At 72.6% G+C, this 26,238-nt stretch carries 30 protein-coding genes; 17 read left to right on the top strand and 13 right to left on the bottom strand.

Features of this window, described 5'->3' with window-relative positions; all coding sequences use genetic code 11:
* Positions 1 to 39 precede the first annotated feature (39 nt).
* Positions 40 to 1,362, bottom strand: coding sequence for an ABC transporter substrate-binding protein (locus FB455_RS09905; protein ID WP_013475256.1), 1,323 nt, complete (start codon positions 1,360 to 1,362; stop codon positions 40 to 42).
* 119 nt (positions 1,363 to 1,481) lie between these two features.
* Between FB455_RS09905 and FB455_RS09900 the strand changes: the two genes are divergently transcribed.
* The 5 genes from FB455_RS09900 to FB455_RS09880 all read left to right on the top strand — a co-directional run bounded on the left by FB455_RS09900 (position 1,482) and on the right by FB455_RS09880 (position 5,453).
* Positions 1,482 to 2,315, top strand: coding sequence for a phosphoribosylaminoimidazolesuccinocarboxamide synthase (locus FB455_RS09900; RefSeq protein WP_030273884.1), 834 nt, complete (start codon positions 1,482 to 1,484; stop codon positions 2,313 to 2,315).
* 463 nt (positions 2,316 to 2,778) lie between these two features.
* Positions 2,779 to 3,096 (top strand): hypothetical protein, encoded by a 318-nt coding sequence (locus FB455_RS34240; protein ID WP_157551531.1) that lies wholly within the window; start codon positions 2,779 to 2,781, stop codon positions 3,094 to 3,096.
* A gap of 460 nt (positions 3,097 to 3,556) precedes the next feature.
* Positions 3,557 to 4,138, top strand: coding sequence for a MauE/DoxX family redox-associated membrane protein (locus FB455_RS09890; protein WP_047892761.1), 582 nt, complete (start codon positions 3,557 to 3,559; stop codon positions 4,136 to 4,138).
* 14 nt (positions 4,139 to 4,152) lie between these two features.
* The gene (locus FB455_RS09885; RefSeq protein ID WP_198039684.1) at positions 4,153 to 4,695 is read left to right on the top strand and encodes a hypothetical protein; all 543 of its coding nucleotides are present in this window, start codon (positions 4,153 to 4,155) and stop codon (positions 4,693 to 4,695) included.
* 98 nt (positions 4,696 to 4,793) lie between these two features.
* Positions 4,794 to 5,453, top strand: coding sequence for a hypothetical protein (locus FB455_RS09880; protein WP_145753024.1), 660 nt, complete (start codon positions 4,794 to 4,796; stop codon positions 5,451 to 5,453).
* Positions 5,454 to 5,580: 127 nt separating this feature from the next.
* Here FB455_RS09880 and FB455_RS09875 read toward each other — a convergent pair.
* Both FB455_RS09875 and glpK read right to left on the bottom strand, forming a co-directional pair.
* Positions 5,581 to 6,446 (bottom strand): IS5 family transposase gene (locus FB455_RS09875; RefSeq protein ID WP_435820495.1). Its coding sequence is split into 2 segments (ribosomal slippage): positions 5,581 to 6,101 and positions 6,101 to 6,446, totalling 867 coding nucleotides; the frame shifts between segments, so codons are not numbered across the junction.
* Positions 6,447 to 6,496: 50 nt separating this feature from the next.
* Positions 6,497 to 7,981: a glycerol kinase GlpK gene (glpK, locus tag FB455_RS09870; protein WP_222434131.1), complete on the bottom strand. Its 1,485-nt coding sequence runs from the start codon at positions 7,979 to 7,981 to the stop codon at positions 6,497 to 6,499.
* Between the two features lie 64 nt (positions 7,982 to 8,045).
* Here glpK and FB455_RS09865 point away from each other — a divergent pair, with 64 nt between their 5' ends.
* Positions 8,046 to 8,984 (top strand): ribose-phosphate diphosphokinase, encoded by a 939-nt coding sequence (locus tag FB455_RS09865; protein WP_013288388.1) that lies wholly within the window; start codon positions 8,046 to 8,048, stop codon positions 8,982 to 8,984.
* Positions 8,985 to 8,998: 14 nt separating this feature from the next.
* Here FB455_RS09865 and FB455_RS09860 read toward each other — a convergent pair whose 3' ends face one another.
* Entirely contained in the window at positions 8,999 to 9,466 is a 468-nt protein-coding gene (locus tag FB455_RS09860; RefSeq protein WP_013288387.1) for an ATP-binding protein, read from the bottom strand.
* Positions 9,467 to 9,581: 115 nt separating this feature from the next.
* On the opposite strand from FB455_RS09860, the gene macS reads away from it, so the two are divergent.
* Together macS and FB455_RS09850 are read left to right on the top strand one after the other, a co-directional pair.
* On the top strand, positions 9,582 to 10,703 hold the full coding sequence (gene macS, locus FB455_RS09855; protein WP_013475260.1) for a MacS family sensor histidine kinase: 1,122 nt from the start codon (positions 9,582 to 9,584) through the stop codon (positions 10,701 to 10,703).
* Between the two features lie 11 nt (positions 10,704 to 10,714).
* Positions 10,715 to 11,347, top strand: coding sequence for a response regulator (locus tag FB455_RS09850; protein ID WP_030275127.1), 633 nt, complete (start codon positions 10,715 to 10,717; stop codon positions 11,345 to 11,347).
* Between the two features lie 4 nt (positions 11,348 to 11,351).
* Here FB455_RS09850 and FB455_RS09845 read toward each other — a convergent pair whose 3' ends face one another.
* The 3 genes from FB455_RS09845 to FB455_RS09835 form a co-directional block, all read right to left on the bottom strand.
* Complete coding sequence (locus FB455_RS09845; protein ID WP_013288384.1) at positions 11,352 to 11,924, bottom strand: DUF5709 domain-containing protein; 573 nt, start codon at positions 11,922 to 11,924, stop codon at positions 11,352 to 11,354.
* Between the two features lie 79 nt (positions 11,925 to 12,003).
* Positions 12,004 to 12,675 carry an ATP-binding protein gene (locus tag FB455_RS09840; RefSeq protein ID WP_083791369.1) on the bottom strand — a complete coding sequence of 224 codons (672 nt, stop codon included), beginning with the start codon at positions 12,673 to 12,675 and terminating at the stop codon, positions 12,004 to 12,006.
* 56 nt (positions 12,676 to 12,731) lie between these two features.
* Positions 12,732 to 13,730: an SDR family oxidoreductase gene (locus FB455_RS09835; RefSeq protein WP_013288382.1), complete on the bottom strand. Its 999-nt coding sequence runs from the start codon at positions 13,728 to 13,730 to the stop codon at positions 12,732 to 12,734.
* 192 nt (positions 13,731 to 13,922) lie between these two features.
* On the opposite strand from FB455_RS09835, the gene FB455_RS09830 reads away from it, so the two are divergent.
* Positions 13,923 to 15,191 (top strand): glycosyltransferase, encoded by a 1,269-nt coding sequence (locus FB455_RS09830; protein WP_013288381.1) that lies wholly within the window; start codon positions 13,923 to 13,925, stop codon positions 15,189 to 15,191.
* On the opposite strand, the gene FB455_RS09825 is transcribed toward FB455_RS09830, so the two are convergent.
* From FB455_RS09825 to aroA, 4 genes are all read right to left on the bottom strand, one after another.
* Entirely contained in the window at positions 15,074 to 16,039 is a 966-nt protein-coding gene (locus FB455_RS09825) for a hypothetical protein (RefSeq protein WP_030275121.1), read from the bottom strand. The genes FB455_RS09830 and FB455_RS09825 overlap by 118 nt on opposite strands.
* A gap of 60 nt (positions 16,040 to 16,099) precedes the next feature.
* Positions 16,100 to 16,918, bottom strand: a complete 819-nt coding sequence (gene hisN / locus FB455_RS09820; protein WP_013288379.1) for a histidinol-phosphatase — start codon at positions 16,916 to 16,918, stop codon at positions 16,100 to 16,102.
* Between the two features lie 60 nt (positions 16,919 to 16,978).
* Positions 16,979 to 17,914, bottom strand: a complete 936-nt coding sequence (gene rsgA / locus FB455_RS09815; protein WP_013288378.1) for a ribosome small subunit-dependent GTPase A — start codon at positions 17,912 to 17,914, stop codon at positions 16,979 to 16,981.
* Positions 17,915 to 18,076: 162 nt separating this feature from the next.
* Positions 18,077 to 19,378 (bottom strand): 3-phosphoshikimate 1-carboxyvinyltransferase, encoded by a 1,302-nt coding sequence (gene aroA, locus FB455_RS09810; protein WP_013288377.1) that lies wholly within the window; start codon positions 19,376 to 19,378, stop codon positions 18,077 to 18,079.
* Positions 19,379 to 19,480: 102 nt separating this feature from the next.
* On the opposite strand from aroA, the gene FB455_RS09805 reads away from it, so the two are divergent.
* The 5 genes from FB455_RS09805 (at position 19,481) to rsrA (ending at position 22,830) form a co-directional block, all read left to right on the top strand.
* The gene (locus FB455_RS09805) at positions 19,481 to 20,188 is read left to right on the top strand and encodes an SOS response-associated peptidase (RefSeq protein WP_013288376.1); all 708 of its coding nucleotides are present in this window, start codon (positions 19,481 to 19,483) and stop codon (positions 20,186 to 20,188) included.
* A gap of 212 nt (positions 20,189 to 20,400) precedes the next feature.
* Positions 20,401 to 20,793: a WhiB family transcriptional regulator gene (locus FB455_RS09800; protein WP_013288375.1), complete on the top strand. Its 393-nt coding sequence runs from the start codon at positions 20,401 to 20,403 to the stop codon at positions 20,791 to 20,793.
* A gap of 97 nt (positions 20,794 to 20,890) precedes the next feature.
* Positions 20,891 to 21,502 carry an alpha/beta hydrolase family protein gene (locus tag FB455_RS09795; RefSeq protein ID WP_013288374.1) on the top strand — a complete coding sequence of 204 codons (612 nt, stop codon included), beginning with the start codon at positions 20,891 to 20,893 and terminating at the stop codon, positions 21,500 to 21,502.
* A 228-nt stretch (positions 21,503 to 21,730) separates the two neighbouring features.
* A complete protein-coding gene (locus FB455_RS09790; RefSeq protein ID WP_013288373.1) occupies positions 21,731 to 22,540 on the top strand; it encodes a sigma-70 family RNA polymerase sigma factor in 810 nt (269 codons plus the stop codon).
* A gap of 2 nt (positions 22,541 to 22,542) precedes the next feature.
* The gene (rsrA, locus tag FB455_RS09785; RefSeq protein ID WP_013288372.1) at positions 22,543 to 22,830 is read left to right on the top strand and encodes a mycothiol system anti-sigma-R factor; all 288 of its coding nucleotides are present in this window, start codon (positions 22,543 to 22,545) and stop codon (positions 22,828 to 22,830) included.
* Between the two features lie 79 nt (positions 22,831 to 22,909).
* Here rsrA and FB455_RS34740 read toward each other — a convergent pair whose 3' ends face one another.
* On the bottom strand, positions 22,910 to 22,984 hold the full coding sequence (locus tag FB455_RS34740; RefSeq protein WP_369752275.1) for a 50S ribosomal protein bL37: 75 nt from the start codon (positions 22,982 to 22,984) through the stop codon (positions 22,910 to 22,912).
* Positions 22,985 to 23,222: 238 nt separating this feature from the next.
* Between FB455_RS34740 and FB455_RS09780 the strand changes: the two genes are divergently transcribed.
* Complete coding sequence (locus FB455_RS09780) at positions 23,223 to 23,438, top strand: biotin/lipoyl-binding carrier protein (protein ID WP_013288370.1); 216 nt, start codon at positions 23,223 to 23,225, stop codon at positions 23,436 to 23,438.
* Positions 23,435 to 23,947, top strand: coding sequence for a GNAT family N-acetyltransferase (locus FB455_RS09775; protein WP_013288369.1), 513 nt, complete (start codon positions 23,435 to 23,437; stop codon positions 23,945 to 23,947). The genes FB455_RS09780 and FB455_RS09775 overlap by 4 nt, the downstream gene beginning before the upstream one ends.
* Before the next feature lie 6 nt (positions 23,948 to 23,953).
* Here the strand turns inward: FB455_RS09775 and FB455_RS09770 are convergent, their stop codons facing one another.
* On the bottom strand, positions 23,954 to 24,529 hold the full coding sequence (locus FB455_RS09770) for a TetR/AcrR family transcriptional regulator (RefSeq protein ID WP_013288368.1): 576 nt from the start codon (positions 24,527 to 24,529) through the stop codon (positions 23,954 to 23,956).
* A 119-nt stretch (positions 24,530 to 24,648) separates the two neighbouring features.
* Here FB455_RS09770 and FB455_RS09765 point away from each other — a divergent pair, with 119 nt between their 5' ends.
* Positions 24,649 to 26,238, top strand: coding sequence for an MDR family MFS transporter (locus FB455_RS09765; protein WP_013288367.1), 1,590 nt, complete (start codon positions 24,649 to 24,651; stop codon positions 26,236 to 26,238).

Below are 26,238 nucleotides of genomic sequence, written 5' to 3'. Positions count from 1 at the left end.
CCCTGCCCGCCCCGCCCACGCCGGGCGGGGCAGGGCGGGTCACTCGGCGAGGGCGGCGTTCGCCTGGGCCATGAAGCGGGAGGTGGCGGTACGGGCACCGGCCCGCTTGCCGCGGATGCTCTCGGCCGCGTCGATCAGCAGCTCGCGCACCTCGGCGTGCCCCTTCGGCGGCGGCGCGGGTGACGGGCCGGCCAGGTCGTCCAGCTCGGCGCCGAGCGCGGCCATGCGCTTCTCGGCCCGGCCGGTCACCTCCGCGGCGACGAACGAGCGCACCTGCTTGCTGGTGTTCAGGCCGCGCTCGACGCCGAGGAGCCGGCCGGCGGCCACGTTCGTGGTCAGGAAGTCGAGCACGTCGACCACCGCCTCCGGGTGGCGGGTGCCCCGGAAACCGGCCCAGTACATCGATGCGCGCGGCCACTGGGCGGCGGGCGTACCCGGGAAGGCGACAGCGCCCAGCTCGTCGTCGGTCAGGCTCTGCAACTCGGGCAGCTGGTGCGACCAGGCGAAGGAGGCTGCGGTGTGCCCGGTGACCACGAGCTGGCGGGCCAGCTCGCCGCTGTCGGCCTGCTCGACCAGCGCGGCGCTCGGTGTGGCCCGGTCGAACCGCGCCACCTCCCAGAACTCGAACCAGGCGAGCAGTTCGGCGGAGCTGAAGCCGAGCTGCCGCCCCTGGTACAGCTCGCTGCCCTGGCCGCGTAGCCAGAGCCAGAACGCCCGGTAGTCGCCGGAGGCGTCCATGGTGCCGGCCACCCGGTTGCCGGAGGCGCGCGTGACGCGCGCGGCCCAGCTCACGTACTCCTTCCAGGACATGCCGGTACGCGGCTCGGGCTGGCCCAGCCGGCGTAGCAGCCGGCGGTTGAACACCAGCGCCGCGCTCGTCTGCGCGGCCGGTACGCCCACCGTGCGCTCGTCCACCCGGCCGTAGCGGGCCAGCTGCTCCGGCACCTCGCGCAGGTCGAGCCGATCGTCGGCGACGTACCGGGTCAGGTCGAGCAGGATGTCCCGGCCCGCGTACTCGGCGAGCAACGTGTCGTCGATCTGGAAGAGGTCCGGCGCGTTCCCGCCGGTGGCCTGGGTGGCGAGCCGGTCGTAGTAGCCGCCCAGCCCCTGCCAGGTCACCCGGAAGCTGACCCGCGGGTTCTGCTGCGAGTACAGCCGCAGCGCCTGTTCCGTGGCCGCGGCCCGGCGGGCGCCGCCCCACCAGAACACGGACAGCTCGATCGGGCCGTCGTCGGCGGCCACCTCCTCCGGGCTGCACCCGGTGAGCAGCGGCAGCCCGCCGGCGATCGGCAGCCCGGTGAGCGCGCCGAGGAACCGTCGCCGGTCGAGCCCGGGACGGGGTACGGACTGCGGAGCGCGCAAAGGTCTCTCCGAAGGTGGGGTGGACGGATCATTTCACCGGCCCCCCGGCGGGGTGTCAACGCCGGGCGGGCCCGGTGGGCGCGCCGGGCGACCCCCGGCGGTCATGGTGTACTAGCGCCGTGGAACTTCTGCACTCGGGCAAGGTCAGGGACGTCTACGCCGACGGCGAGGACCTGATCCTGGTCGCCACGGACCGCGTCTCCATCTACGACGTGGTGCTGCCGACCCCGATCCCGGACAAGGGCCGCCTGCTCACCGCGCTGTCGCTGTGGTGGTTCGAGCAGCTGTCCGACCTGGTGCCGAACCATGTGATCTCCGCGACGGACGTGCCGGCGGAGTTCGCCGGCCGGGCGATCCGCTGCCGGCGGCTGGACATGGTGCCGGTCGAGTGCGTGGCCCGGGGCTACCTGACCGGCGGCGGCTTCGCCGAATACCAGCGCACCGGCTCGGTCTCCGGGGTGCCGCTGCCCCGCGGCCTGGTCGAGGCGTCGATCCTGCCCGAACCGATCTTCACGCCGTCGACCAAGGCGCCGAAGGGCGAGCACGACGAGCCGATCACGTACGAGCAGGTGGTGGACAAGGTCGGGCCGGAGGTCGCGGAGCGGCTGCGGCAGATCACCGTCGACGTCTACCGGCGCGGCGCGGAGATCGCCGCCGAGCGGGGCATCCTGATCGCCGATACGAAGCTGGAGCTGGGCTGGGCGCCGGACGGCACGCTGGTCCTCGGCGACGAGGTGCTCACCTCCGACTCGTCCCGGTTCTGGCCGGCCGAGTCGTACCAGCCGGGCCGCGCCCAGTTCTCCTACGACAAGCAGTACGTGCGGGACTGGGCCACGTCGAGCGGCTGGGACAAGCAGCCGCCCGCCCCCGAGGTGCCGGCAGAAGTCATCGAGGCGACCCGGACCCGCTACGTCGAGGTGTACGAGAAGCTGACCGGCAACAGCTGGGACTGACCTCACGTGCGGGTCGAACTGCGACCCGGGTCGGTGCCGTTCTCTGTGCCCAGGGGGTGCAGCGCAACAAGTCGAATGGTGGCGTCTGTCAAACCCATTTGCGACGGTTCCCCGAACTGCGACAGAAGCGCCTGCTGATTCGATGCCGCAGCGTAATGATGCATTGACATGTTGCCATGTCGATGGCAGGCTGCGAGTTGGAGGGCATCTCCACAAAAGACGGGGGAGGCAGATGGCCGGCCATGGCAGGTTGTCACGACGTTCATTGATCTCTGGATCGGCGGCTCTGGTGGCGGGTGCCGCCGGCGCGGCGGCTGTCGGTGTAACCGCCGCTAATGCCGCAGCTCCGACAAGCTCACCTGGCCGAGCCCGCATCGCCAGGGTGATCAGAAGCTCCGGCGGCGCCGCCGAGGTGGAGGTGTTGTCGTCCTCCGGGTCCGTGGTCGCCAGACACGTGGCACCGGTGACCGGCTTCCCCGCCGGCTGGCAGCTCCAGCCGGGCGACCGGGTGATTCTCGCCGGCATGCTGGACGAGTCCGGCTCGGGAGCCGTCATGCCGCTCGTCGAGCCGATCCGTGGCCACCTGGAGGGCACATCGGGGTCATCCGCCCGAATCGCCGGGCGAACGGTCAGGTTGCAGAATCCGGGAACGACGGTCTCGCGAAGTGCGACGTCCGAGGAATCGATCGCCTTCTGCGTCAAGAATGATGTGAACGGCGAACTCTCATGCGTGAGTGTGAAGCCGGTGTCTGCATTCGCGACGCTTCCGAAGAATTCCTAGACCGCCTCACCCAAGGACTTGTCAATGGATACGTTGGTTTCGCCTGCCCAAAATACAACTGCGTCCGTCCAATCATCTGGCTCTGGTCGGCTCGAACCGATGACTGACGGGCGCCGCGGCGTCCTCAAGTTCTTCGGCCGCGGAGGGCTCGCTATCGTCGCCGGGCTGTCCGGCGTGTTCGCGGCCTCCAGGCCCGCCGCAGCCGGCCTTGCGTCGCCTTGCTGCTCACTTGCCAGCAACACGAGGTGCAGTGGGTGCGACGAGAGGTTCTCCTGCAGCAAGGGCTACAAGAGGTACTGGTGGTGCCAGGCGGGCATGCGCATCATCGGTTGCGGAGAATGCCAGAGGGACAGCGGTACTTGCTGGCAGGGCGGTGTCTACTACTGCTCCATCTGGTGGGACGACGGCGCCGGGTGCGGATGACGGCATCGGCTGCTGATCGAGGCAAGAGGGTAACCGCGTGGTTCTGTTTTCGGCACTTGTTGCCTTTGCGCTGACTGCCGTGTTCGTCGTCGGTGGGGTGGAGAAGCTCAGAGCGCAGTCCTCGTTCGGCTCGACATTGGCCGGCCTGGGAGTGCCGGACGTTCTGATTCCACCCCTCCGTGTCCTGGTGCCGGTCGCAGAACTCGGCACGGCCGTCGGCCTGATGCTGTTTCCTGCGATGGCGTGGCCCTCGGTTGCCGTGGCCGCTCTCGGCGTGGCCTTCGCCGCAGCCGGCGCGCTGAGTCTGCGTGCCGAACAGCCCGTTGCCTGTTCGTGTCTGGGCGCTGCCGCGGACGGGCTTCTCGGCCGGAAGCAGATCATCCTTCTTCCGCTGTGGCTGGCGGCGGCTGCTGTGCTCACCTTGTCCCCGCCGCAGTGGTCCGTTTCGCAGGGTCTGAATCTCCTGGCCCTGGCCGTCGTCGCCTCCTCCGGGCTGCACGCCGTCAAGGTCGTTCGGGCCTGGCGGAACGACGCGGCCTACCGGGCGGCCATCGAGGAGGCCGCGGAGTCTCGGGCCGACATTGTCGTCGGCCTCCACACGATTGAAGGGGTTCGATGACAATAGCTTTGTCGGTGGCCGTCGTGCTGCTGGGAACGCTGCTCCTGCTGCTTCTCGGCTCGCAGGTCGAGATGTACCGGACCATCGAGCAACTTCGGGAGTACAGCGGTCTGGTCGACCGGCCGATCCCGCTCGATCTGCCGGCCGACCGCACGCCGAGCAGAGCCGGCCTGCCGGCGACTCTGGACACCGCGGTCCGGGGGGTCGTGCTTCTGCTCTCCGACCGATGCGGCACATGCCGCTCGATCGCCGCCTCGCTGGACGGCAGCGTCCACCCCGACCTCTTCCTGGTCGTCGAGCCCGGCCAGGGGGCGGACGGCGCCGGCGAGCTCGCGCTGAGCTACCGGCTGGATCCCGAGCGGACTCTGATCGACCGCGATGGCAAGATCGCCTCCGGACTGGGGCTCAAGCTGACGCCTGCCGCAGTCGTCATCGAGCATGGGCGGATGACCCGCGCCAGTAGCATTCCTTCGATCCGGCAACTCGAACTCGTCCGCGCCTCGGTACGTGACGTCGGTGGCTCCCGGCAGGCTGCGGTGGCGCCGGAGAATGTATGACCGCTCCGTCTGATCTCGTCGTTCCGGCCATGGTGGTCCTGGCCATGACCGCGGGCTTCGCCCAGTTGTTCAGTCCTTGAGGCGTTTCGTTCGTGGGGATGTTGCGTCCGCTGGCTCTCAGCGGCACCCCTCGAACCCCTCTGGTGCAGGGGGGCAACTCACTCGCTCACCGGTTCCGCGACGCAGGACTGCCGACAGGGGCGCTCTGTGCCGGATTCCTGGTCTCAGCGACCGCACTCTTCGGCATCGCCAACTTCGTCGGCATGGCCCTCGGCACGTACCTGCTTCCGGAGAAGGCACGCCTGGCGGCAGCACTGGTGTGCATCGGCGCGCTGATCGTGCTGGACGTCCTGTCGTTCCGTCGCCGCACGATGTGCCCGATCACCTTCCGCCGTCAGACCCCGAAGAACCTGGTCTTCCGCTACGGCAACACCAGGGGGGCGCTGATCTGGGGACTGGACACCGGACTGGCCGTGACGACGTTCCGGATCTCCGCCGCGACATGGGCCTTGATCGTTCTCGGTCTGCTCAATGTCGCGCCCTGGTGGCAGGGCATCGCGTACGGCGTGGGATTCGGCCTGCCGATCGCAGCGGCCATTCTTCTGGTGCCACCCCGGCCCGACCGTGAGGACGGCACGTCGCGGGAGCCGCACTGGATCTCGGGGATGTTGAACCGGCACCGTCGATTCGCGCAGGTCGTCACGCTGCTCACCGCCGTCGTCGGGTTCGTGGCCGTTGCCCAGACCGTCGCATCCTGAACCGCTGCAGGGCCGGCGCCTCCGTGGGGCCTGGCGGGCCGGGCCACGTCCGGGGCGGACGCGATCATGCAGGGGACGACGCTCACCGACCCGGGTCGGAGGATCGGGCTAGGGCGTGTCCTGTCGATCATGGGAGCCAGATGACGGCAGCGATCAGGACGAGGCCGGCTCGGTAGAGGGATGCGCGTTTGGCGTATCGCGTTGCCAGGTCACGCCACTGCTTGAGCCGGTTGAAGCAACGTTCCACGACGTTGCGCTTGCGGTAGATCGCCTTGTCGAAGGCCGGTGGTCGCCCGCCGTGGCTGCCCTTGGCGGCCCGGCGAGCGACCTGGTCGCTGCGTTCCGGGATGACGTGCCGGATCCCGCGTTGTCGCAGGGCTCGCCGGGTCGAGTCATGCGCATAGCCCTTGTCCGCGATCAGCACCTCCGGTCGCTTGCGGGGCCGACCCGGCCCGGGCTCGTTGACGCGGATCGCGTCCAGCAGCGCCAACAGCTGCGGGTTGTCGCCGGCTTGGCCTGGGGTGAGCAGGATCGACAGCGGCCGTCCGCGTCCGTCGACGGCGAGGTGGATCTTCGTGCTCAACCCGCCGCGGGACCGGCCGATGGCCTCGCCATCTTGCGCACCAGGCGTCGCCGCACTTGTCGGGGAGCCCCCTTTTTGCGGGCGCCAGCGGCATGCTGATGCGCCCGCACGATCGACGAGTCGATGCTGATCGTCCACTGCACCGGCGTGCCGTCGTCATGCACCTGCGCCGCCGCGAGGATCCGATCCCATGTCCCGTCAGCGGTCCAGCGGCGCAGACGCTCATGACAGGTCTTCCACGGCCCGAAACGTTCCGGCAGGTCACGCCACGGCGCACCCGTACGCAGCTTCCACAGGATCCCGTTGATGACCTGCCGGTGATCCCGCCACCGCCCCCGCGCTCCGCCAGGTTCCGGTAGCAGCGGCGCGATCACCGCCCACGCCTCATCGGTCAACTCACCACGACGCACCACCGGCACATCGTCAGCGATCAACCACTACAAGATCGGCAGGACACGCCCTAGTCGACCCAGTCGAGCGTGCGCCGCACCGCCTTGCGCCACTGGCGCAGCTCGTGCTCCCGGTGCGCCGGGTCCATCGTCGACTCCCACTGCGCGTCCGATCGCCACTTCTCGCGCAGCGTGGCCAGGTCCGGCCAGAACCCGACGGCCAGGCCGGCGGCGTACGCGGCGCCGAGGCAGGTCGTCTCGGTGATCCGGGACCGCACGACCGGCACGTCGAGCACATCGGCGAGGAACTGCATCAGCAGCTCGTTGCCGGTCATCCCGCCGTCGACCCGCAGCCGGCGCAGCGCCACGTCGGAGTCGGCGTTCATCGCGTCCACCACCTCCCGGGTCTGGAAGGCCGACGCCTCCAGCACCGCGCGGGCCAGGTGCCCCTTGGTGATGTAGCCGGTCAGCCCGGCGATCACGCCCCGGGCGTCGCTGCGCCAGTGCGGGGCGAACAGGCCGGAGAAGGCCGGCACCACGTAGCAGCCGCCGTTGTCGTCGACGGTGCGGGCCAGCTCCTCGACCTGCGGGGCGGAGGAGATCAGGCCGAGGTTGTCGCGCAGCCACTGCACGAGCGAGCCGGTGACCGCGATGGCACCCTCCAGCGCGTACACGGCGGGCTGGCCCTCGATCCGGTACGCCACGGTGGTGAGCAGGCCGTGCCGCGACGGCACCGGGCTGGCGCCGGTGTTGAGCAGCAGGAAGCTGCCGGTGCCGTAGGTGCACTTGGCCTCGCCGGGCTGGAAACAGGTCTGCCCGAACAGGGCCGCCTGCTGGTCGCCGAGCGCGCTCGCCACCGGCACCCCGGCCAGCACCCCCTGGGCGGTGCCGTACACCTCGGCCGAGCTGCGGATCTCCGGCAGCACGGCGGCCGGGACGCGCAGCGCGTCGAGCAGCTCCGGGGCCCAGTCGAGCGTCTCCAGGTCCATCAGCATGGTGCGGCTGGCGTTCGTCACGTCGGTGACGTGCCGGCCGGTCAGCTTCCAGATCAGCCAGCTGTCCATGGTGCCGAACAGCACCTCGCCGCGCTCGGCCCGCTCGCGCAGCCCGTCGACGTTGTCGAGCAGCCAGCGCAGCTTCGGGCCGGCGAAGTAGGTGGCCGGGGTCAGGCCGGTGCGGGTCCGCAGCCGCTCCTCGTCGTACGCCTCGGTCAGCTCCCGCAGCAGCGGACCGGTGCGGGTGTCCTGCCAGACGATGGCGTTCGCCACCGGACGGCCGGTCTCCCGGTCCCACATCACAGTGGTCTCGCGCTGGTTGGTGATGCCCACCGCGGCCAGCGACTCGGTGCCGATGTCGGCGCTGGCCAGCGCCTCGCGCACCACGTGCTCGACGTTCGTCCAGATCTCCTCGGCGTCGTGCTCCACCCAGCCGGGCCGGGGGAAGATCTGCCGGTGCTCGCGCTGGGCCACGGCGACGATCTCACCGGCCCGGTCGAAGACGATGCAGCGCGAGGACGTGGTGCCCTGGTCGATGGCGGCGACGAACTCTGCGGTCACGGCAGCACCGTACCCGCCGCGAGCGTCCACCGTCTCCCTCCGGCGGCCCGTACGATCATCAGACGTGCGTGACATTGCCGTGTTCAGCGGATCAGCCCATCCCGACCTCGCCGCCGAGATCTGCGCCCACCTCCACGTCCCGCTGCACCCGGTACGGGTGTCCCGGTTCGCCAACGACTGCCTGGAGGTGCAGTTGCAGGCGAACTGCCGGGAGCGCGACGTCTTCCTCATCCAGCCGCTGGTGCCGCCGGTGCAGGAGCACCTGGTCGAGCTGCTGCTCATGATCGACGCGGCCCGCGGCGCGTCGGCCGCGCGGATCACAGTGGTGCTGCCGCACTACGCGTACGCGCGTTCGGACAAGAAGGACGCGCCGCGCATCTCCATCGGCGGCCGGCTCGTCGCCGACCTGCTCACCTCCGCGGGCGCGGACCGGGTGCTGGCCATGACGCTGCACTCGCCGCAGGTGCACGGCTTCTTCAGCGTCCCGGTGGACCACCTGCACGCGCTGCGCGAACTGGCCGCCCACTTCAAGGGGTACGACCTGAGCAACGCGGTGGTGGTCTCGCCGGACCTGGGCAACGCCAAGGAGGCCGCGGCGTTCGCCCGGATGCTGGGTACGCCCGTGGCGGCCGGCGCGAAGCAGCGCTACAGCGACGACCGGGTGCAGATCAGCACGATCATCGGTGACGTGGCGGACCGGGACGTGATCGTGCTGGACGACGAGATCGCCAAGGGCAGCACGGTGATCGAGCTGATCTCGCATCTGCGGGAGCGGCGGGTCCGCTCGATCCGGCTGGCCTGTACGCACGGCCTGTTCTCCAGCGGGGCGCTGGAGCGGCTGGGCGGGCAGGAGGGTGTCCTGGAGATCGTCTGCACCAACACGGTGCCGATCCCGGCCGAGAAGCGGGTGCCGAAGCTGGAGGTGCTGTCGGTGGCGCCGGCGCTGGCCGAGGCGATGCGGCGGATCCACAACGGGGAGTCGGTGAGCGCCCTGTTCGCCTGACGCCGGCGGCGGGGTCAGCCGTCCAGTGGGCCGGTGGCGTGCTGGCGGGTGGCGAGCGCGGCGGTGATCCGGACGACGGTGCCGGCGTCGCCGGTCTCCACCTCCATCGCGTCGCTCAGCTCCCGGGCCAGCCAGAGGCCCCAGCCGCCGGCGGTGTCCGGCGCGGGCCGCTCGCGGTCGCGCAGCCGCCGTTCGCTGATCCCGGGCCCGTGGTCGGCGACCTCGCAGACCAGTTCGCCGTTCCGCTCCCAGAGCCGCAGCCAGCCCTGCCCGCCGCCGTGCCGGACCGCGTTGGTGATCAGCTCGTTGACCGCCAGCACGAAGTCGTCCAGCCGTTGGCCGGACAGGCCCGAGCCGTGCGCACAGGAGGTGACCGAGTGCCGCAGCCCGGTCACCTGCGCCTGGTCGAAGGCCGTGGCGAGAAGCAGGGAAGGTTCGATGGGCACAACCGTACGCGGTGCGGGGAGTTCTGCGTCTGTCATGACCCCGTCCCGACGATGGTTCTCGACGACTTTCGCGGCATTTCCACCGTACGTCAGGGTTTCTCGGGCCGCACCGCCCGGGGTGCCCTGGACCGGCTGTGACAGGGTGTCGCACATGCCGTCGTCCTCCGGCCTCGAGGGCCCCTTCTGGCGATCGATAGCGGTGTTCCGCTTCGCCGCGCTCGCGTACGTCGGACTGGTCGTGCTGCGCGACGCGGACCGCTACGCGCACCCGGTCGCCGCGGGCGGTGTCCTGCTGGCGATGCTGGCGTGGAGCGGCGTGACGGCGGCCGGTTACGGCCGTCCGGCCGGGCGGCGCTGGCCGCTGCTCCTGGCCGACCTCGGCGTGGTGCTGGCGATCATCCTGGTCACGCCCTGGGTGGTGGGCCGCGCGGCGCTCGCCGCCGGGGTGCCGATGCTGACCGCCGCCTGGCTGGCCGGGCCGGTGCTCGCCTGGGCGGTCTCCGGCGGGCGGCGGCGCGGCGCGGTGGCCGCGATCGTCCTCGGCGGCGCCGACCTCGCCACCCGCGACCGGATCAGCCCGTCCGCGCTGACCGGGGCGATCCTCATGCTGCTCGCCGGCGTGGTGGTCGGGCACGTGGCCCGGCTGGCGGTGCAGGCGGAGGAGCGGTTGCAGCGGGCGGTGGAGCTGGAGGCGGCCACCCGCGAGCGGGAACGGCTGGCCCGCGACATCCACGACTCGGTGCTCCAGGTGCTCGCGCTGGTCCGGCGGCGCGGCGCGGACCTGGACGGCGAGGCGGCCGAGCTGGCCCGGCTGGCCGGCGAGCAGGAGGCGGCGCTGCGGGCGCTGATCGGCCGGGCGGGCGCGCCGCCGGACCCGGGCGGGGACGAGCAGGATCTGCGCGACCTGATCGACAGGTACGCCTCGGCCACCGTCGTGGTGTCCGCGCCCGCCACACCGGTGCCGTTGCCGGCGCGGGCCGCCGGTGAGCTGGGCGCTGCGGTCGGCGCGGCGCTCGACAACGTGGCCCGGCACGCCGGCGGGCGGGCCTGGGTGCTGATCGAGGACGAGGAGGAGACGGTGACCGTCTCGGTACGCGACGAGGGACCGGGCATCCCGGAGGGGCGGCTGGCGGAGGCCGCCGCGCAGGGGCGGCTCGGGGTGGCGCAGTCCATCCGGGGCCGGGTGGCCGACCTGGGCGGCGAGGTGCGGATCGTCTCCGCGCCCGGCGCCGGCACCGAGATCGAGCTGGTCGTGCCGAGGAGCCGCGGGTGAGCATCCGGGTGATGGTGGTCGACGACCACCCGATGTGGCGCGAGGGTGTGGCCCGTGACCTCACCGAGGCGGGCCACCAGGTGGTGGCGACCAGTGGTGAGGGGCGGCAGGCGGTACGGGTGGCCGCCGCGGCCCGTCCCGACCTGGTCGTGCTCGACCTCCAGCTGCCGGACATCTCCGGCGTCGAGGTGATCCGGGGCCTGCGCGCCGCGCTGCCCGACGTGCGGGTGCTCATGCTCTCGGCCAGCGGCGAACCGCAGGGCGTGCTGGACGCGGTCAAGGCCGGCGCCACCGGCTACCTGATCAAGTCGGCCGCACCGGCGGAGTTCCTGGACGCGGTGCGCCGCACGGCGGCCGGTGAGCCGGTGTTCACGCCCGGCCTGGCCGGGCTGGTGCTGGGGGAGTACCGGCGGCTGGCCGCGGAGCCGCCCGCCCCGCACGACGACGCACCCCGGCTCACCGAACGGGAGACCGAGGTGCTGCGTCTGGTCGCCAAGGGGCTGTCCTACAAGCAGATCGCCGACCGGCTGAGCCTGTCCCACCGGACCGTGCAGAACCACGTGCAGAACACCCTGGGCAAGCTCCAGTTGCACAACCGGGTCGAGCTGACCCGGTACGCCATCGAGCGGGGCCTGGACGACTGAGCGGTCAGCGCGCCTCCGGCGGCCGGGTCTCGTGCACCGCCAGCTCCTCCGCGCTGGCCCCGCCACCGGCCGCGCCCGCGTCGTACGCGACGTTGTCGGTCTCCTGGTCGGTGTGTGCGCCCTCGTCCGGCTCGACCAGCCGGCCCACCTGGTGGTCGGCGACGGTACCGAGCTGGCCGTGGTCGTACACCGACACCGGGGAGTGCGGGTCCGAGACCGGGCCCGGGTCGATCACGTCGGCGTCGAGCTGGGCCTGCGCGGCGGCCTCCTCGCTGTCCGCCTCGGCGGCGATGTCCGGGTCGACCGGGCCGGCGAGCGGGTCGTCGGCGGGACGCTCGTACTGCTCGCGCTGGAGCTTGTAGTCCAGCGACTCGCCGTCGAGCTGCTCCTCCGCCGTGGTGCCGAACTGGTCCACGGCGACCGGCGTGCGGTCACCGGGGAGCTGGGCCGGCTCGGGGCCGTCCGCCTCGCGCCCGGTCAGCACGTCGTCGTTCGCGGTGGAGTCGTCGTCGGCGGTGTCGGGCAGGCCCGCCGCCTCGGGATCGGACACGGGGGTGGGGTACTCGTCGTCGCGCATGCCCGGGAACTACCCACTGCGCTACCCGGCCTAACCGCGACCGGCCGGGTGGATCGGGAGAAACAGTGCGAAAAGCACCTCAGTTGCGGTACGCCGCCTCGTCCTCGGCGTACAGCACGCACCACACCACCTTGCCGTCGGGCAGCGCCGTGCTGCCCCAGCGCCGGGCCACCGTGTCGATGAGCAGCAGCCCCCGCCCGCCCACCGAGTCCACCGGCGCCGGACCGCCGTACGTGGGCCGCCCGGTCGAGTGGTCCCGCACCGCAAGATGCAGCGCGCCGCCGCGCGGGGCCAGCCGGAGCGTCATCGGCGTGACCGCGTGCGCCACCACGTTGTTGACCATCTCGGTGACCGCGATGCAGGCCGGCTCGGTCAGCTCCGGCAGTCCCCACCTGGCGCAGCCGCCGGCCACCAGCACCCGCGCCTCCCGGGCGGCCTCGGCCACCGGGGGCAGCTCGGCGTCGAGCGGCTCGGGCGGGGCGTCCGGTGGCGGCCCGTGCGGGTCGAGCAGCAGCCGCGCGGCGGGCCAGTCGTCGACCGCCCGGCAGACCTCGTCCAGCGCGTCGCGTGCCACCGGGTCGGGGATCCGCACCCCGGACAGGTCCACGAGCAGCACCCCGGGGTGCCGCCACAGCCGGGCGAGCAGCGCGTCCCGTACGGCCTCCACCTCGGAACGGTCGAGGACCCCGGTCAGCCGGACCGTCGGGGAGGACTCGTCGGTCTCCACCAGGCAACGCGCATCCGTCGGCATGATCGCCCCATTGTGCACGTCGGTCCGCGCCCGCGCACCGGTCCGGTCGACGGGACTCACGGCCGGCCGGCCCGGGACCGGCGGCTGAGCGCCGCCACCGTGCCGACAGCCGTGCCGGCGGCCAGCCCGACCGCCGCGGTCAGCCGCAGCACCTGCCCGCGCCGGCCGGACCATCCGTCGGTCCGCTCCGCCGCCGAGTCCGGCGTGAACACGGCGCCTGTGGAGTCGTCGCGTACGCCGGGACCGAACTGGGTGCGCGCGGTGTACCAGCCCAGCGCCCGCTCGGCCAATGCCGGGGCGAGCCGCCACTGGAGGCCGATCAGCCGGGCCGCGCCGCCCGCGTACGCCTCGCGCCGGGGCCGGCGCAGCAGCCGGACGATCGTCTCGGCGACCATCTCGGGCGGGTACACCGGCGGCGGCGGGGTCAGCTCCCGGCCGGAGTGATTGGCCGCGTGCCGGAAGAACGGCGTGTCGATGGTGGCGGGCAGCACGGTGCAGATCGAGATGTTCCCCCGGCCGGTCACCCGTAGTTCCTGCCGCACCGTGTCGGCCAGCCCGCGGATCGCGTGCTTCGTCGCGTTGTACGCCGACTGGTACGGCATCGCCACCTCGGCCAGCACCGAGGCGTTGTTGACGAGCACCCCGCCGCCGGCCGCGCCCAGCCAGGGCAGCGCGGCCCGCGTCCCGTACACGGCGCCGAGCAGGTTCACGTCCACCACCCGGCGGAACTCGGCCACCGGGATCTCGTCGAACAGTCCCACGGTGCCCACTGCCGCGTTGTTGATCCACGCGTCGATCCGGCCGAACTCGGCCACCGCCCGCCCTGCCAGCCGCTCCACCGCCTCCGGGTCGGTCACGTCGGTGGGCACCACCAGGGCGCGCCCGCCCAGTTCCCGGCAGAACGACGCGACCCGGCGCAGCGCGGACTCGGTCCGGGCGGCCAGCACCACGTCGGCGCCCCGGCGGGCCAGCGCGTACGCGGTGGCCGCGCCGATCCCGCTGGAGGCGCCGGTGATGACGACTGTGGCGTCGGAGAGGCTGCGGGTCAGCGGCATTCCCCGTCGGTACCCCGGGCCGGGGCGGTCATGCCGACCGTTTTCGCCGGTGATCGGCATCGGTCGGCTGTCCCGCCCACGGGACGCACTGGCCGGGTGACCCCGATCTGTCAGGTTTGGACGCACCGGACCTGGGTTAATGGGACGCTCTGACCGGAGACCCCGCTCGCGAGAAACGCATGGAGGTGCACCATGCGCGTCGGCCTTGTATGCGCGCACGCCGGCTCGTCCACCGACGGTCCCACTGTCGGGACGCAGGAGCACATTGCGCGCGTGGCGGCGGAGCTCGCCGCCCGGGGCCATGACGTCCGCGTCTACGAGCGTCGTGCCGCGTCCGCCCAGCCCGCCCTGACCGAACTCGACGGCTACCGGGTGGAACGTGTCCCGGTCGGCCCGCCCGACATGCTCTCCACCGCCGAGCTGGTCCCGTTCGTCGCCGAGTACGGCCGCTGGCTGGCCGGGCAGTGGGCCGGGGACTGGACGCCCGACGTGGTGCACGGGCACTACTGGGTCGGCGGGCTGGCGGCCGCCCACGCGGTACGCGCGACCGACATCCCGGTGGTGCAGACGTTCCACTCGCTCGGCGTGGAGCAGTTGCGTCACCTCGGCCGGGAGTACAGCGGGCCGGGGGAGCGCATCCCGCTGGAACGGGCGCTGACCCGGGCCGTGGACGTGGCGGTGGCCCAGTGCAACGACGAGGTCGACGAGCTGACCCGGATGGGCCTGCAACGGACGTCGGTGGCGATGGTGCCGACCGGGGTGGACACCGGCCAGTTCCACCCGGACGGCGAGGCGGCGCCGCGGGACCAGCGGCCGCGGATCCTCTCCGTCGGCGGGCTCGCGCCCGGGCACGGCCAGGACGACCTGATCCGGGCGATGCGGCTGGTCGGTGACGCGGAGCTGGTGATCGCGGGCGGCCCGCCGGCCGAGCGGCTGGACGGGCACGCCGAGGCGCGCCGGCTGCGCGAGCTGGCCGAACGGGCGGGCGTGGCGGAGCAGGTGAAGCTGGTCGGCGCGGTGCCGCACGACCAGATGGCCACCTGGTACCGCTCCGCCGATCTGGTGGCCTGCACGCCGCACTACGCGTCGGCCGGGCGGGTGTCGCTGGAGGCGATGGCCTGCGGCGTGCCGGTGGTCGGCTACGCCATGGGGGGCATCGCGGACGCGGTGGTGGACGAGGTGACCGGCAAGCTGGTGCCGCCGGGTGACGTGCGCATGCTCGGAGTCACGCTGCGCCGGCTGCTGTCGGACAACGCCGGCCGGTTCGCGTACGGGCACGCCGCGGTGGACCGGGTCCGGTGCAGCTACACCTGGGAACGGACCGCCGCCGCGCTGGAGCGTCTCTACGAGCGGGTGATCGGGCGGCGCCGCCCGGCTACGCCGATCGAGCCGACGCCGGTCGAGGTGACGCCGCCGGTCGAGGTGGTCGTCTCCGAACGCGGGCCGGTCGAGGCGGCCTGAACCGGCACCATCCCGGCGCCCACCATTGCCTTCTGGCGGGCGCCGGCGTGGTGGTGCTGCGGTTCGGCGTACCGGGTCAGGCCGACCACCGCCGCGAGCGTCACCAGGAAGCCGAGCCCGGCCAGCCACTCCCGGCCGGGCCAGATCTTGTCGTTGAGCAGCAGCAGGCCGACGATCGCCGCTGGCACCGCGCCGGCGGCGTCCATCGCGGCCACCGCCGCCGTGGTCGACCCGCGCTGCATGGCCAGCCCGAGCAGCAGCTGGCCGATCACCGAGTGGACGATCAGCAGGTAGAGCAGCGGGTCACGGACGAACGCCTCCACCGACCCGGCCGAGGCGAGCGGGCGGGCCGCCACCGCGGCGGCGGAGAACGCCATCCCGGCCAGTGAGCCGAGCACCACCGACCCGAGCGCGCCGTGCAGCCGGGCGGCGAAGAAGCCGGAAGCGGCGATCGCGACCACCGCCACCGCCAGGCCGACCAGCCCGGCGGTGCCGAGCTGCCGCGACGGCGCGGGCTGGGCGGAGAGGACGAGCGCGGTGATGCCGGCGAACAGCAGCACCAGCAGCACCACCTCGGCTGCGGGCAGCCGCCACTTGAGCACCAGCACGCCGAGGACGGCGGTCACCCCGAGCCCGGCCGCCACGCTGGCCTGGACCAGGAACAACGGCAGGTCACGGCGGGCCAGGAAGGCCAGCACGAAGCCGACGACCTGGCAGGCCAGGCCGATCAGGTACGTCCGGTGCCCGGCGAGGCGCAGCAGCAGCCCGGGATCGAACGTGTGGTGCACTGTGGTCCGCGCGGCTGCGACCGACTGGAGAAGGTTGGCGAAGCCGTACGCGATGATCATCGCCGCCAGGAAGCACCAACCGGAGGAAACCACCTGGCGAGGATAGAGGCTTCCCCCGGGTCAGCGCTCGGCTGGACGGCCGAGCCGGGCCAGGATGTCGTCGTGCAGCGCCCCGTTGCTGGCCACGGCGCTGATGTCGGCGGAGTCGGCGCCGGCCGGGGCGGGCCGCCCGGCCAGGTCGGTGACGATTCCGCCCGCCTCGGTGACGATCGGGACCAGCGCGGCGATGTCCCACAGCGACAGCTCGGGCTCCACCATCACGTCCAGTGCCCCCTCGGCCAGCAGCATGTAGCCGTAGAAGTCGCCGTACGCCCGGCTGCGCCAGGTGTCGCGCATGAGCTGGAGCACCGCGTCCAGCCGCCCGGCCTGCTCCCACCCGGTCAGCGACGAGTAGCAGAAGCTCGCGTCGCCGAGCGCTGTCACGCCGGAGACCCGGATCGGCGTGCCGTCCGCCGGACCGGTGCCGGCGAACGCGCCCGCGCCGAGCGCGCCCCACCAGCGGCGGCCCAGCGCCGGGGCGGAGACCAGGCCGAGCACCGGCCGGTCGTGCTCCAGCAGCGCGATCAGGGTGGCCCAGACTGGTACGCCCCGGACGAAGTTCTTCGTGCCGTCGATCGGGTCGATCACCCAGCGCCGCCCGTCGGGGCCGGCCGGCGGCTGCTCGCCGTACTCCTCGCCGAGCAGGCCGTCACCGGGACGGTGCTCGGCCAGCAGCGCCCGGATCTCCCGTTCGACGGCGGTGTCCGCGTCGGAGACCGGCGTCAGGTCCGGCTTCGACTCGACGCGCAGGTCGAGCGCGCGGAACCGGGCCGAGGAGACGGCGTCCGCGGCGTCGGCGAGCAGGTGGGCGAGGGCGAGGTCGTCGGCGTACCCGGTCATGACTGACACGCTAGTGGCGGCGGCCCGGCCTTCGACGGCGGGTCGCCGCCGGTCCGCCGCTCAGGACCCGGCGAGCGGGTCGCCGGGGTTGCGCTCCGGCTCGCGCGGGTCGCCCTCGCCGCTGCGGGAGGCCAGCAACCGGCGGTACGAGGCGAGCCGGCGCGCGTCGGCCTTCCCGGCGGTCACCCAGGCGTCGAGCGCGCAGTCCGCCTCGTCGGCGGTGTGCGGGCAGTTGGCCGGGCAGTCGACTGTCGCCTCGACCAGGTCGGGGAAGCCGTGCAGCAGGCTCTCAGCGGACACGTGGGCCAGCCCGAAGCTGCGTACCCCCGGGGTGTCGACGATCCAGCCGGTGTCGCCCTCGGCGCCGGGCTCGGCGGGCAGGCGCAGCGCGACCGCGCTGGTCGAGGTGTGCCGGCCCCGGCCGATCGCGCTGACCGTGCCCACCGCCCGTTCGGCTTCCGGGACGAGGCGGTTGACAAGCGTCGACTTGCCCACCCCGGAGTGGCCCACCATCACCGAGACCCGGCCGGCGAGCAGCGCCCGCAGCGCGGCCAGGTCGGAGTCCGGGCGGATCAGCACGTACGGCAGCTCCAGCTCGGTGTAGTAGCCGAGCACCGCCTCCGGGCCGGCGAGGTCGGCCTTGGTGAGGCAGAGCAGCGGCTCGATGCCGGCGTCGTACGCGGCCACCAGGCAGCGGTCGATGAACCCGGTACGCGGCGGCGGGTCGGCGAGCGCGCTGACGATCACCAACTGGTCGGCGTTCGCCACCACCACCCGTTCCAGCCGCCCCTCGGCGGTGGTCTCGTCGTCGTCGGCGGTACGCCGCAGCACCGAGGTCCGCTCGGCGATGCGCACGATGCGGGCCAGCGCGCCCGGCGCACCGGAGGTGTCCCCGACCAGCCCCACCCGGTCGCCCACCACCACCGACTTGCGTCCCAGCTCGCGGGCGCGCATGGCGGTCACGAGCGGCGCGTCCGGTCCGGCGCCGGGGATCACACAGGTGTAGCGGCCCCGGTCGACGGCGATGACGAAGCCGTCGACGGCGTCTGCGTGCCGGGGCCGGGTGCGTGTACGCGGGCGCGAGGACCGGCCCGGTCGTACCCGGACGTCGTCCTCGTCGTACTCGCGCCGCTTCGTCGTCAGGACGTCCCCCCGCTGTCAGTTCTTGCCTGTCACCATCCCCGACCATAGTGCCGGGAACTCCGGCATGGTCTTGGAGGTGCACGCCACGTCGTCGACCTCGATGCCGGGGACGGCGAGCCCGGCCACCGCCGCCGCGTGCGCCATCCGGTGGTCGGCGTACGTGCGGAACGTCCCGCCGCGCAGCGGCCGGGGCCGGATGTCCAGGCCGTCGCGGGTCTCGGTGATGTCCGCGCCGAGCGCTGTGAACTCCTTGGCCAGGGCGGTGACCCGGTCGGTCTCGTGACCGCGGATGTGGCCGATGCCGGTGAGCCGGGACGGGCCGTCGGCGAGCAGCGTGAGCGCGGTCAGCACCGGGGTCAGCTCGCCCACGTCGGAGAGGTCGGCGTCCAGCCCGCGCACGGTGCCGGTGCCCCGCACCGTCAGGCCGTCGGTGCCGAGGCTCACCTCGCCGCCCATCCGGTGCAGCAGCTCGCGGAGCTGCTCGACCGGCTGGAGGCTGCTGCGCGGCCAGCCCTGGAGCGTCACCTCGCCGCCGGTGACCAGCGCGGCGGCGAAGAACGGCGCGGCGCCGGACAGGTCCGGTTCGATCTCCCACCCGCGCCCGGACAGCGGGCCCGGCTCGACCGTCCAGACGTCGGGCGTGGTGTCGTCGACGGCGGCGCCGGCGGCGCGGAGCATCTGCACCGTCATCCGCAGGTGCGGCGCGGACGGCACCGGCGGCCCCTCGTGCCGGACCACGACGCCCCTGTCGAAACGCGGCGCGGCGAGCAGCAGACCGGAGACGAGCTGGCTGGACGCGGAGGCGTCGATCACCACGTCACCGCCGGTCACCCGCCCCGCGCCGAGCACGACGAGCGGCAGGCTGCCGGCCGGGGGCGCGTCGATGCGGACGCCGAGCGTGCGCAGCGCGCCGATCAGCGGCCCGAGCGGCCGGGTCCGGGCGTGCGGGTCGCCGTCGAACGTGACCCGCCCGGCGGCCAGCCCGGCCACCGGGGGCAGGAAGCGCATCACGGTGCCGGCCAGGCCGACGTCGACGTGCGCCGGGCCGGCCAGCGGGTAGGGACGGACCAGCCAGCGGTCGTCGTCCGAGATCGACATGTGGGCGCCGAGTGCGCGCAGGCCACCGGCCATCAGTTCGGTGTCCCGGGCGCGCAGTGGACGGGCGAGTGTCGACGGCCCGCCGGCGAGCGCGCCGAGCACCAGGGCCCGGGCGGTCATCGACTTGGAACCGGGCAGGCGCAGCGTCGCGGCGACCGGGTCGCTCGCGGTCGGCGCGGTCCACGGCTGCGGCGGACTCGTCGCGGTCGGATTGCTCACCGTTACATTCTGCCAAGCTCACGGGCCGGTGGAACCGCCCGTCGCCGCTGCTCCCGTTGGGCGGGACAGCCGGAACGTCCGGATGCGGCTAGCGTGGGCGCCATGTGCGGGAGGTACGCCACGACCCGGAGCGCCGCCGATCTGAGCGCGCTGTTCGAGTCGGCCGACGAGACCGGTGGGGTGGCGCCGGACTACAACGTCGCGCCGACCGACCCGGTGCCGCTGGTCCGGCTCGCCCCGGAGGGGCACAGGCTGCTCTCCCTCGGCCGCTGGGGCCTGCTCCCGCAGTGGTCGCGCAGCGCCGCCGGGGCCGCCCGCATGATCAACGCGAGAGCCGAGACGGTCGCCACCAGCCGGGCGTACGCGCCGTCCTTCGCCCGCCGCCGCTGCCTGGTCCCCTCCGACGGGTGGTACGAGTGGGTCCGCCTCGCCGACGGCGGACGCCAGCCCTACTTCATGACCCCGCGGGACGGCTCGGTCCTGGCCTTCGCCGGCATCTGGTCCGTGTGGGAGTCGGCGGGCGCGGCCCGGCTCACGTTCAGCGTGCTCACCACCGCTGCGGTCGGCGAGCTGGCCGAGGTGCACGACCGGATGCCGCTGCTGCTGTCGCCGGAGCGCTGGGCGGAATGGCTCGGCCCGGCCGAGGAGCCGGCAGAACTGCTCGCGCCGCCGGACGCCGGCCTGCTCGCCGGGCTGGAGATCCGGCCCGTGTCCCGGGCCGTCGGCGACGTCCGCAACGACGGCCCGGAGCTGATCGCCGCGGTGGCTCCGGCGGGTGTCGGGACGGCCGCCGGACCGACGCTCTTCTGATCACGCTCCGCCACATTTGCGTGCCCCGTTTGCCGGGGTTGGGCCGGAAAAGTCGCCCGGACGTTCAGTCAGTTTCATTGAAGACTCTTGTCCTTACGTATTCGAATGCGATAGAACACAGCGCCGGTGATGGGCGTCTGTTCGCACGGGGCGGATGACACCCATCGATCTTGTAAAGATCTACGCCGGTTCCCACGGGGGAGGTGGGTGTATTGACACGGGCACGTATGCCGCGTCCGCACGAGGTAGCCGCCGCGCGGCGCGATCCGCGACTGCTGCGGGCGCTGAGCGAACGACGCCAGGACGACGCGTGGCGCACCAGAGGCACCTGTCAGAACGTCGATCCGGAGACGTTCTTTCCGGCACCGAACGAACCGGCCGACGCGGCGGTGGCGCTCTGCCGCACCTGCGACGTCCAGGGCTCCTGCCTGGCCTGGGCGCTGGAGGTGGGCGACTGTCACGGCGTCTGGGGCGGCACCACGCCGCGTGAGCGGCGCGCCATGCTGGTGGCCTGGCGCAGCGAGGTGCAGCCGGATCCGGACGCGCTCGACGACGCCGGTCCGCCGGTGCGCGACCGCCTGCTCACGCTGGTCCCGCTGAGCTGATCCCGACGTCGCCCGTGGCCCGCTCCGGCAGGCCGCGGGCGACGTCCGTTTCCGCGCCCGATCACCGGCGGGCCGGCCGGCCGCGCAGAATGAGCCGGTGCGGCACGACGACGAGATCGACACACCACGGGGGCCCGCCCGGCTCCGGTTCGACCCACCCGCCGACGGCACCACGGTGCTGGTGCTCGGTCACGGCGCCGGCGGTGACGTGGACGCGCCCGACCTGACCGCCGTCCGGGACGCGGTGCTCGCCGCCGGGGCCGGGGTGGCCCTGGTGACCCAGCCGTACCGGGTTGCCGGGCGACGCGCGCCCGCTCCCGCCGGGCACCTCGACGAGGCGTGGACGGCGGTGCTGGCCGACCTGCGCCGGCGTGCCCCGCGGGTGCGCCACTGGGTGGTCGGGGGCCGGTCCAGCGGCGCCCGGGTGGCGTGCCGTACCGCCGCCGCCGTCGGGGCGGCCGGAGTCGTCGCACTGGCGTTCCCGCTGCACCCGCCGGGACGACCGGAGCGATCCCGGGCCGGGGAACTGCTCACCGGCCTGCCCACGCTCGTCGTCAACGGCGACCGGGATCCGTTCGGCGTGCCCGAGTCCGGCCCCGGCATAGAGGTGGTGGTCCGGCCGGGGGAGCGCCACGACCTGCGCGGCGACCCGGCCGGCACGGCCGCCGTGGTGCGGGACTGGCTGCGCGTACACGGGTGGTCGTCCTGACCGGGCGGCGCGCGCCGTGACCGTCCGCCGCGGCGGGTCGTTGCACCGGTTGGTGCCGGCCGCCCGGTTCGGGCGCGCCGGGGCCACCCTCCCAGGCCCTTCCTGGTCCCAGCGTCGGTCGCGGCCGAGGCCGGGACCAGGATCGGGTGGGGCCGGAGGAATGCCATGCCCCACAACTCGCGTTATCCCCCTTGGACGACGACAGAGCCAGCGCGAGGGGGGTGACCGGTGCCGATCGAGACACGGAGCCGGGAACGGGACGAACGGGACGAGCGTCAGCTCCGGCGGCTGCTCGACGCGCCGGAGTGGCCCGCGGCGGCGTCGGTCGTGAGCACCGGCACACACTCCGGAAGTGAATCTGCCGGTAGGTGGGTACGCGTATCCTCGGCGGGAAAGCATCCGACGCGAGGGGATGTGCGGTTGACCACCGAGAAGACGGACGAGCGCAGGGCCCGCTTCGAGCGGGACGCGATGCCCTTCGTCGATCAGCTCTACGCTGCCGGACTGCGGATGACCCGCAACCCGGCGGACGCGGAGGACCTGGTTCAGGAGACGTACCTGAAGGCGTACGCCGCCTTCCACCAGTTCGAGCAGGGCACGAACCTGAAGGCCTGGCTCTACCGGATCCTGACCAACACCTACATCAACACCTACCGCAAGCGGCAGCGCCAGCCCATCCAGGCGCCGACCGAGGAGATCACCGACTGGCAGCTCGCCGAGGCGGAGTCGCACACGTCCAGCGGCCTGCGCTCGGCCGAGACGGAGGCGCTCGACCGGCTGCCGGACAGCGACGTCAAGGAGGCCCTCCAGCAGTTGCCGGAGGAGTTCCGCCTGGCCGTCTACCTGACCGACGTCGAGGGCTTCTCCTACAAGGAGGTCGCCGACATCATGGGCACGCCGATCGGCACCGTGATGTCCCGTCTGCACCGTGGCCGACGTAATCTGCGGAAGCTGCTGGAGCAGTACGCGGCGGAGCGGGGTTTCAGCGCCGCCTCGTCGAAGAAGGGTTCGACCGCCGCCGCCGGCCGGGAGGTGTGACCGTGAGCTGTGGACAACCGCACGAGACGGACTGCCGCGAGGTGCTCGCCGAGGTCTACCTCTACCTCGACCTGGAGTGCGCCGAGGAGCGCCGGGTGCTGATCCGGCACCACCTGGACGAGTGCGGGCCGTGCCTGCGCGAGTACGGCATCGAGCAGGAGGTCAAGGCGCTCGTGGCCCGGTGCTGCGGCAACGAGGCGGCCCCGGAGAAGCTGCGTGAGCGGTTGCGCCTGCGGCTGACCGAGCTGGTGGTCTTCGAGAGCACCGAGTCCCGCGAACTGGCCGACTGACAAGCGACGCAACGGCCCGGGTCCGATCACGGACCCGGGCCGTTGCGCTGTCCGGCGACTGCGCCGCCTGATCGGATGATCAGGAGTTGGGGCGCTTGCCGTGGTTGGCGCTGCTCTTCTTGCGGGCCTTCTTCTTGCGGGCCTTCTTCGCCATGCTCTGCCTCCTTGTGCTGGTCACGGTTCCGTCCGCGGCTGGGCGCGGCGGAGGTCGCGGTGCGGCCCTCCGGGCTCGCCGGTGGCCGACCCGCACGATGCTAGTGCCGTCGCCGGCGGTCGGGGCGCGGCGGGGCGGATCGCGCGCGGCGGTGGTGCGCGGCCCGGCGTGACCGGCGTCATGATTGGATACCGTTCGCAGGATTGTCGGGGAGCTGTCGGGGAGAGGGAGGGCCGAGATGGCCGAGGAGATCCGCGCCGAGATGGTGGCGAACGTCTGGAAGGTCGTCGTGTCGGCCGGTGACACGGTGTCCGAGGGCGACACCCTCGTCATCCTGGAGTCGATGAAGATGGAGATCCCGGTGGTCGCCGAGTCCGACGGCGTGGTGCAGAAGCTGGCGGTCAACGAGGGCGACGTGGTGCAGGACGGCGACCTGATCGCGGAGATCGGTTGACCGGCCTGCGGGTGCGCCGCGCCGAGCCGGCGGACTTCCCGGCCGTGGCCCGGCTGACAGTCGCCGCGTACGAGGCGGACGGCCAGCTCAAGGACGAGAGCGGGTACGCGCCGGTGCTCGCCGACGTGGCCGGCCGCGCCGAGACCGGCGAGGTGCTGGTGGCCGTCGACGACGCCACCGGCCAGGTGCTCGGCGCGGTGACGTTCGTGCTGCCCGGCACCCCGTACGCCGAACTGGCCGGCCCGGGCGAGGCCGAGTTCCGGATGCTCGCTGTGGATCCGGCCGCGCAGGGCCGGGGCGCGGGCGCCGCGCTCGCGGCCGCGTGCGTGGCGCGCGCCACGGAGTTGGGCTGCACCGCCGTGGTGATCTGCGTCCGCGCCGGGATGGCGGCGAACGCACACCGCCTCTACGAGCGGCTCGGTTTCGTCAGGTACCCGGAGAAGGACTGGACGCCGCTGCCCGGCATCGACCTGCGCGGCCTGCGGCTGGATCTGACCGCGGCGGGCTGAACCGGCTCAGCCCTGGCCGGTCTCGCCGATCTTGGCGAGCAGCTCGTCGGCCACCTGGAGCGCGATCCGCTTGCGCTCGTCGTCGGTGATGCCCGGCACGCGTACCGCGAACCAGCTGCTGTGCACCGCGAACAGCGTGAGCGCGGCGCGGAGCTGGGCGGCGGGCGAGTCGTCGCCCCGGCACAGCTCGTGCGCCAGCCGCATCATCCGGTCCCGCATCTGCTGGCCGGCGACGAGGCTCTTGAGCACGGTCTGGTTCTGCTCGAAGAAGCGCATCACCTGGGGCAGGTCGCCGGCGAACATGCTGTCGGCGTACCTGCCGATCAGGGCGCGCCGGGTGGCCAGGGTGGGCGGCTGGTCGGCGGCCCAGGCGATCAGCTCGTCCATCCGGCGCAGCCGGTCGTCGACCAGGCTGGTGACGATCTCGTCCTTGCTCTTGAAGTGGTAGTAGAGCGCCGCCTTGGTCACGCCCAGCCGCTCGGCGATCTCCCGCAGCGACGTCTTCTCGTAGCCCTGCTCGGTGAAGAGTTCCAAGGCGACGGCCTGGATCCGCTCGCGCGTGCCACCTGTGGTCTCCCTCACCGGCCGACATCCTTCCAATCCGCTTGACGTGCGCCCGCCATCAGCTTACCGTCCGGCTAGTAAGCAAACTAGCCGGGCGGCAAGTAAGTCGATCATCCGATCTGCGGGGGAGCCTACCGATGAGTCAACCAGCCCAGGTGACCACGAGACCCAATGTCCGGGTCGTCCTGTTCGGTCTGATGATCGCGATGATGCTCGCGATGCTCGACAACATGATCGTCAGCACCGCGCTGCCGCGGATCGTCTTCGAGTTCGGCGGCGCCGACCACTTCACCTGGGTGGTCACCGCGTACGTGCTGGGCACGACGGTCTCCACGCCGATCTGGGGCAAGCTCGGCGACCTCTACGGCCGCAAGACGGTCTTCCTCACCGCTGTGGTGGTGTTCCTGGTCGGCTCCGCGCTCTGCGGCATGTCCGGCTCCGGCGTCTTCGGCGGCGCCGACACCGGCATGACCGAGCTGATCGCGTTCCGTGCCGTCCAGGGCCTCGGCGCCGGTGGCCTGATGGTCGGCGTCATGGCGATCATCGGTGACCTGGTCCCGCCGCGCGAGCGGGGCCGCTACCAGGGCATGATCGCCGGGATCATGGCCATCGCCATGGTCGCCGGCCCGCTCGTCGGCGGCTTCATCACCGACAACCTCTCCTGGCGCTGGGCGTTCTACGTCAACCTGCCGCTGGGCGGCGCGGCGCTGCTGATCCTCGCCACCACCATGCACCTGCCCAAGTACCGCACCGAGCACAAGATCGACTGGTTGGGTGCGGCGCTGCTGTCCGTCGGCATCACCGCGATCGTGCTGGTGACCACGTGGGGCGGCAACGAGTACGACTGGGTATCGCCACAGATCCTCGGCCTCGCCGTGCTGGCGGTGCTCGCCCTCGGCGCGTTCGCGGTGGTGGAGCGGCGCGTGCCGGAGCCGATCCTGCCGCTGAGCCTGTTCGCCAACCGCAACTTCGCGCTGATCTCGGTGATCGGGTTCCTGCTCGGCTTCGCCATGTTCGGCGCGATGAACTTCCTGCCGCTCTACCAGCAGACCGTGCAGGGGGCGTCGGCCACGAACAGCGGCCTGCTGCTGCTCCCGCTCATGTTCGGCATGCTCGTGGTGTCGCTCGTGGTCGGCCGGACCATCACCAGGACCGGCCGCTACCGCGTCTTCCCGATCGTCGGCGGCGTGGTGATGGTCGCCGGCATGGGCCTGCTCAGCCTGCTGGACGTGGACACCAGCAAGGCGCAGTCCTCGATCTACATGATCGTGCTCGGTGTCGGCATGGGCTTCCTCATGCAGACCTCGATGCTGATCGCGCAGAACAGCGTGGAACAGAAGGACCTCGGCGCGGCCAGCGGCGCTGCGACCTTCTTCCGGTCCATCGGCGGCTCGTTCGGCGTCTCCCTCTTCGGCGCGATCTTCGCCAACCGCCTCGCCGACTCGGCCGCCGGTTCCGCGTTCGCGGGCTCGGGCGGCGAGGGCGGCGCGATGGACCTGGAGGCACTCAAGAAGCTCACCGGCCCGATGCGCGAGGCGGTGCTCGGCGGCCTCTCCGACGCCATCTCGCACGTCTTCTTCTGGGCGGTCCTCTTCACGGTGGCCGTACCGGTGCTCGCCTGGTTCATCAAGGAGGTGCCGCTGCGCGCGACGAACGACGTACCGCCGGCCGGCGCCACACCGGAGGACGAGGCCGAGGCCGCGCTCGGCAAGGCCCCCGTCGCCTGA

It is taken from the genome of Micromonospora sp. CNZ296 (genome assembly GCF_007827635.1).
The sequence above is the reverse complement of the archived record's forward strand: the minus strand, read 5'-3'. Positions and strand labels throughout refer to the sequence as shown.

Bases quoted from the DNA above. Each gene is read 5' to 3' on its own strand.
- FB455_RS09850 (WP_030275127.1), top strand. From the start codon at position 10,715: ATGGTGGTCGACGACCACCCGATGTGGCGCGAGGGTGTGGCCCGTGAC.
- FB455_RS09840 (WP_083791369.1), bottom strand. From the start codon at position 12,675: ATGCCGACGGATGCGCGTTGCCTGGTGGAGACCGACGAGTCCTCCCCG.
- macS (WP_013475260.1), top strand. From the start codon at position 9,582: ATGCCGTCGTCCTCCGGCCTCGAGGGCCCCTTCTGGCGATCGATAGCG.
- hisN (WP_013288379.1), bottom strand. From the start codon at position 16,918: ATGACCGGGTACGCCGACGACCTCGCCCTCGCCCACCTGCTCGCCGAC.
- FB455_RS09880 (WP_145753024.1), top strand. From the start codon at position 4,794: ATGTTGCGTCCGCTGGCTCTCAGCGGCACCCCTCGAACCCCTCTGGTG.
- FB455_RS09780 (WP_013288370.1), top strand. From the start codon at position 23,223: ATGGCCGAGGAGATCCGCGCCGAGATGGTGGCGAACGTCTGGAAGGTC.
- FB455_RS09845 (WP_013288384.1), bottom strand. From the start codon at position 11,924: ATGCGCGACGACGAGTACCCCACCCCCGTGTCCGATCCCGAGGCGGCG.
- FB455_RS09830 (WP_013288381.1), top strand. From the start codon at position 13,923: ATGCGCGTCGGCCTTGTATGCGCGCACGCCGGCTCGTCCACCGACGGT.
- FB455_RS09860 (WP_013288387.1), bottom strand. From the start codon at position 9,466: ATGACAGACGCAGAACTCCCCGCACCGCGTACGGTTGTGCCCATCGAA.
- FB455_RS09765 (WP_013288367.1), top strand. From the start codon at position 24,649: ATGAGTCAACCAGCCCAGGTGACCACGAGACCCAATGTCCGGGTCGTC.
- FB455_RS09805 (WP_013288376.1), top strand. From the start codon at position 19,481: ATGTGCGGGAGGTACGCCACGACCCGGAGCGCCGCCGATCTGAGCGCG.
- FB455_RS09825 (WP_030275121.1), bottom strand. From the start codon at position 16,039: ATGATCATCGCGTACGGCTTCGCCAACCTTCTCCAGTCGGTCGCAGCC.
- FB455_RS09835 (WP_013288382.1), bottom strand. From the start codon at position 13,730: ATGCCGCTGACCCGCAGCCTCTCCGACGCCACAGTCGTCATCACCGGC.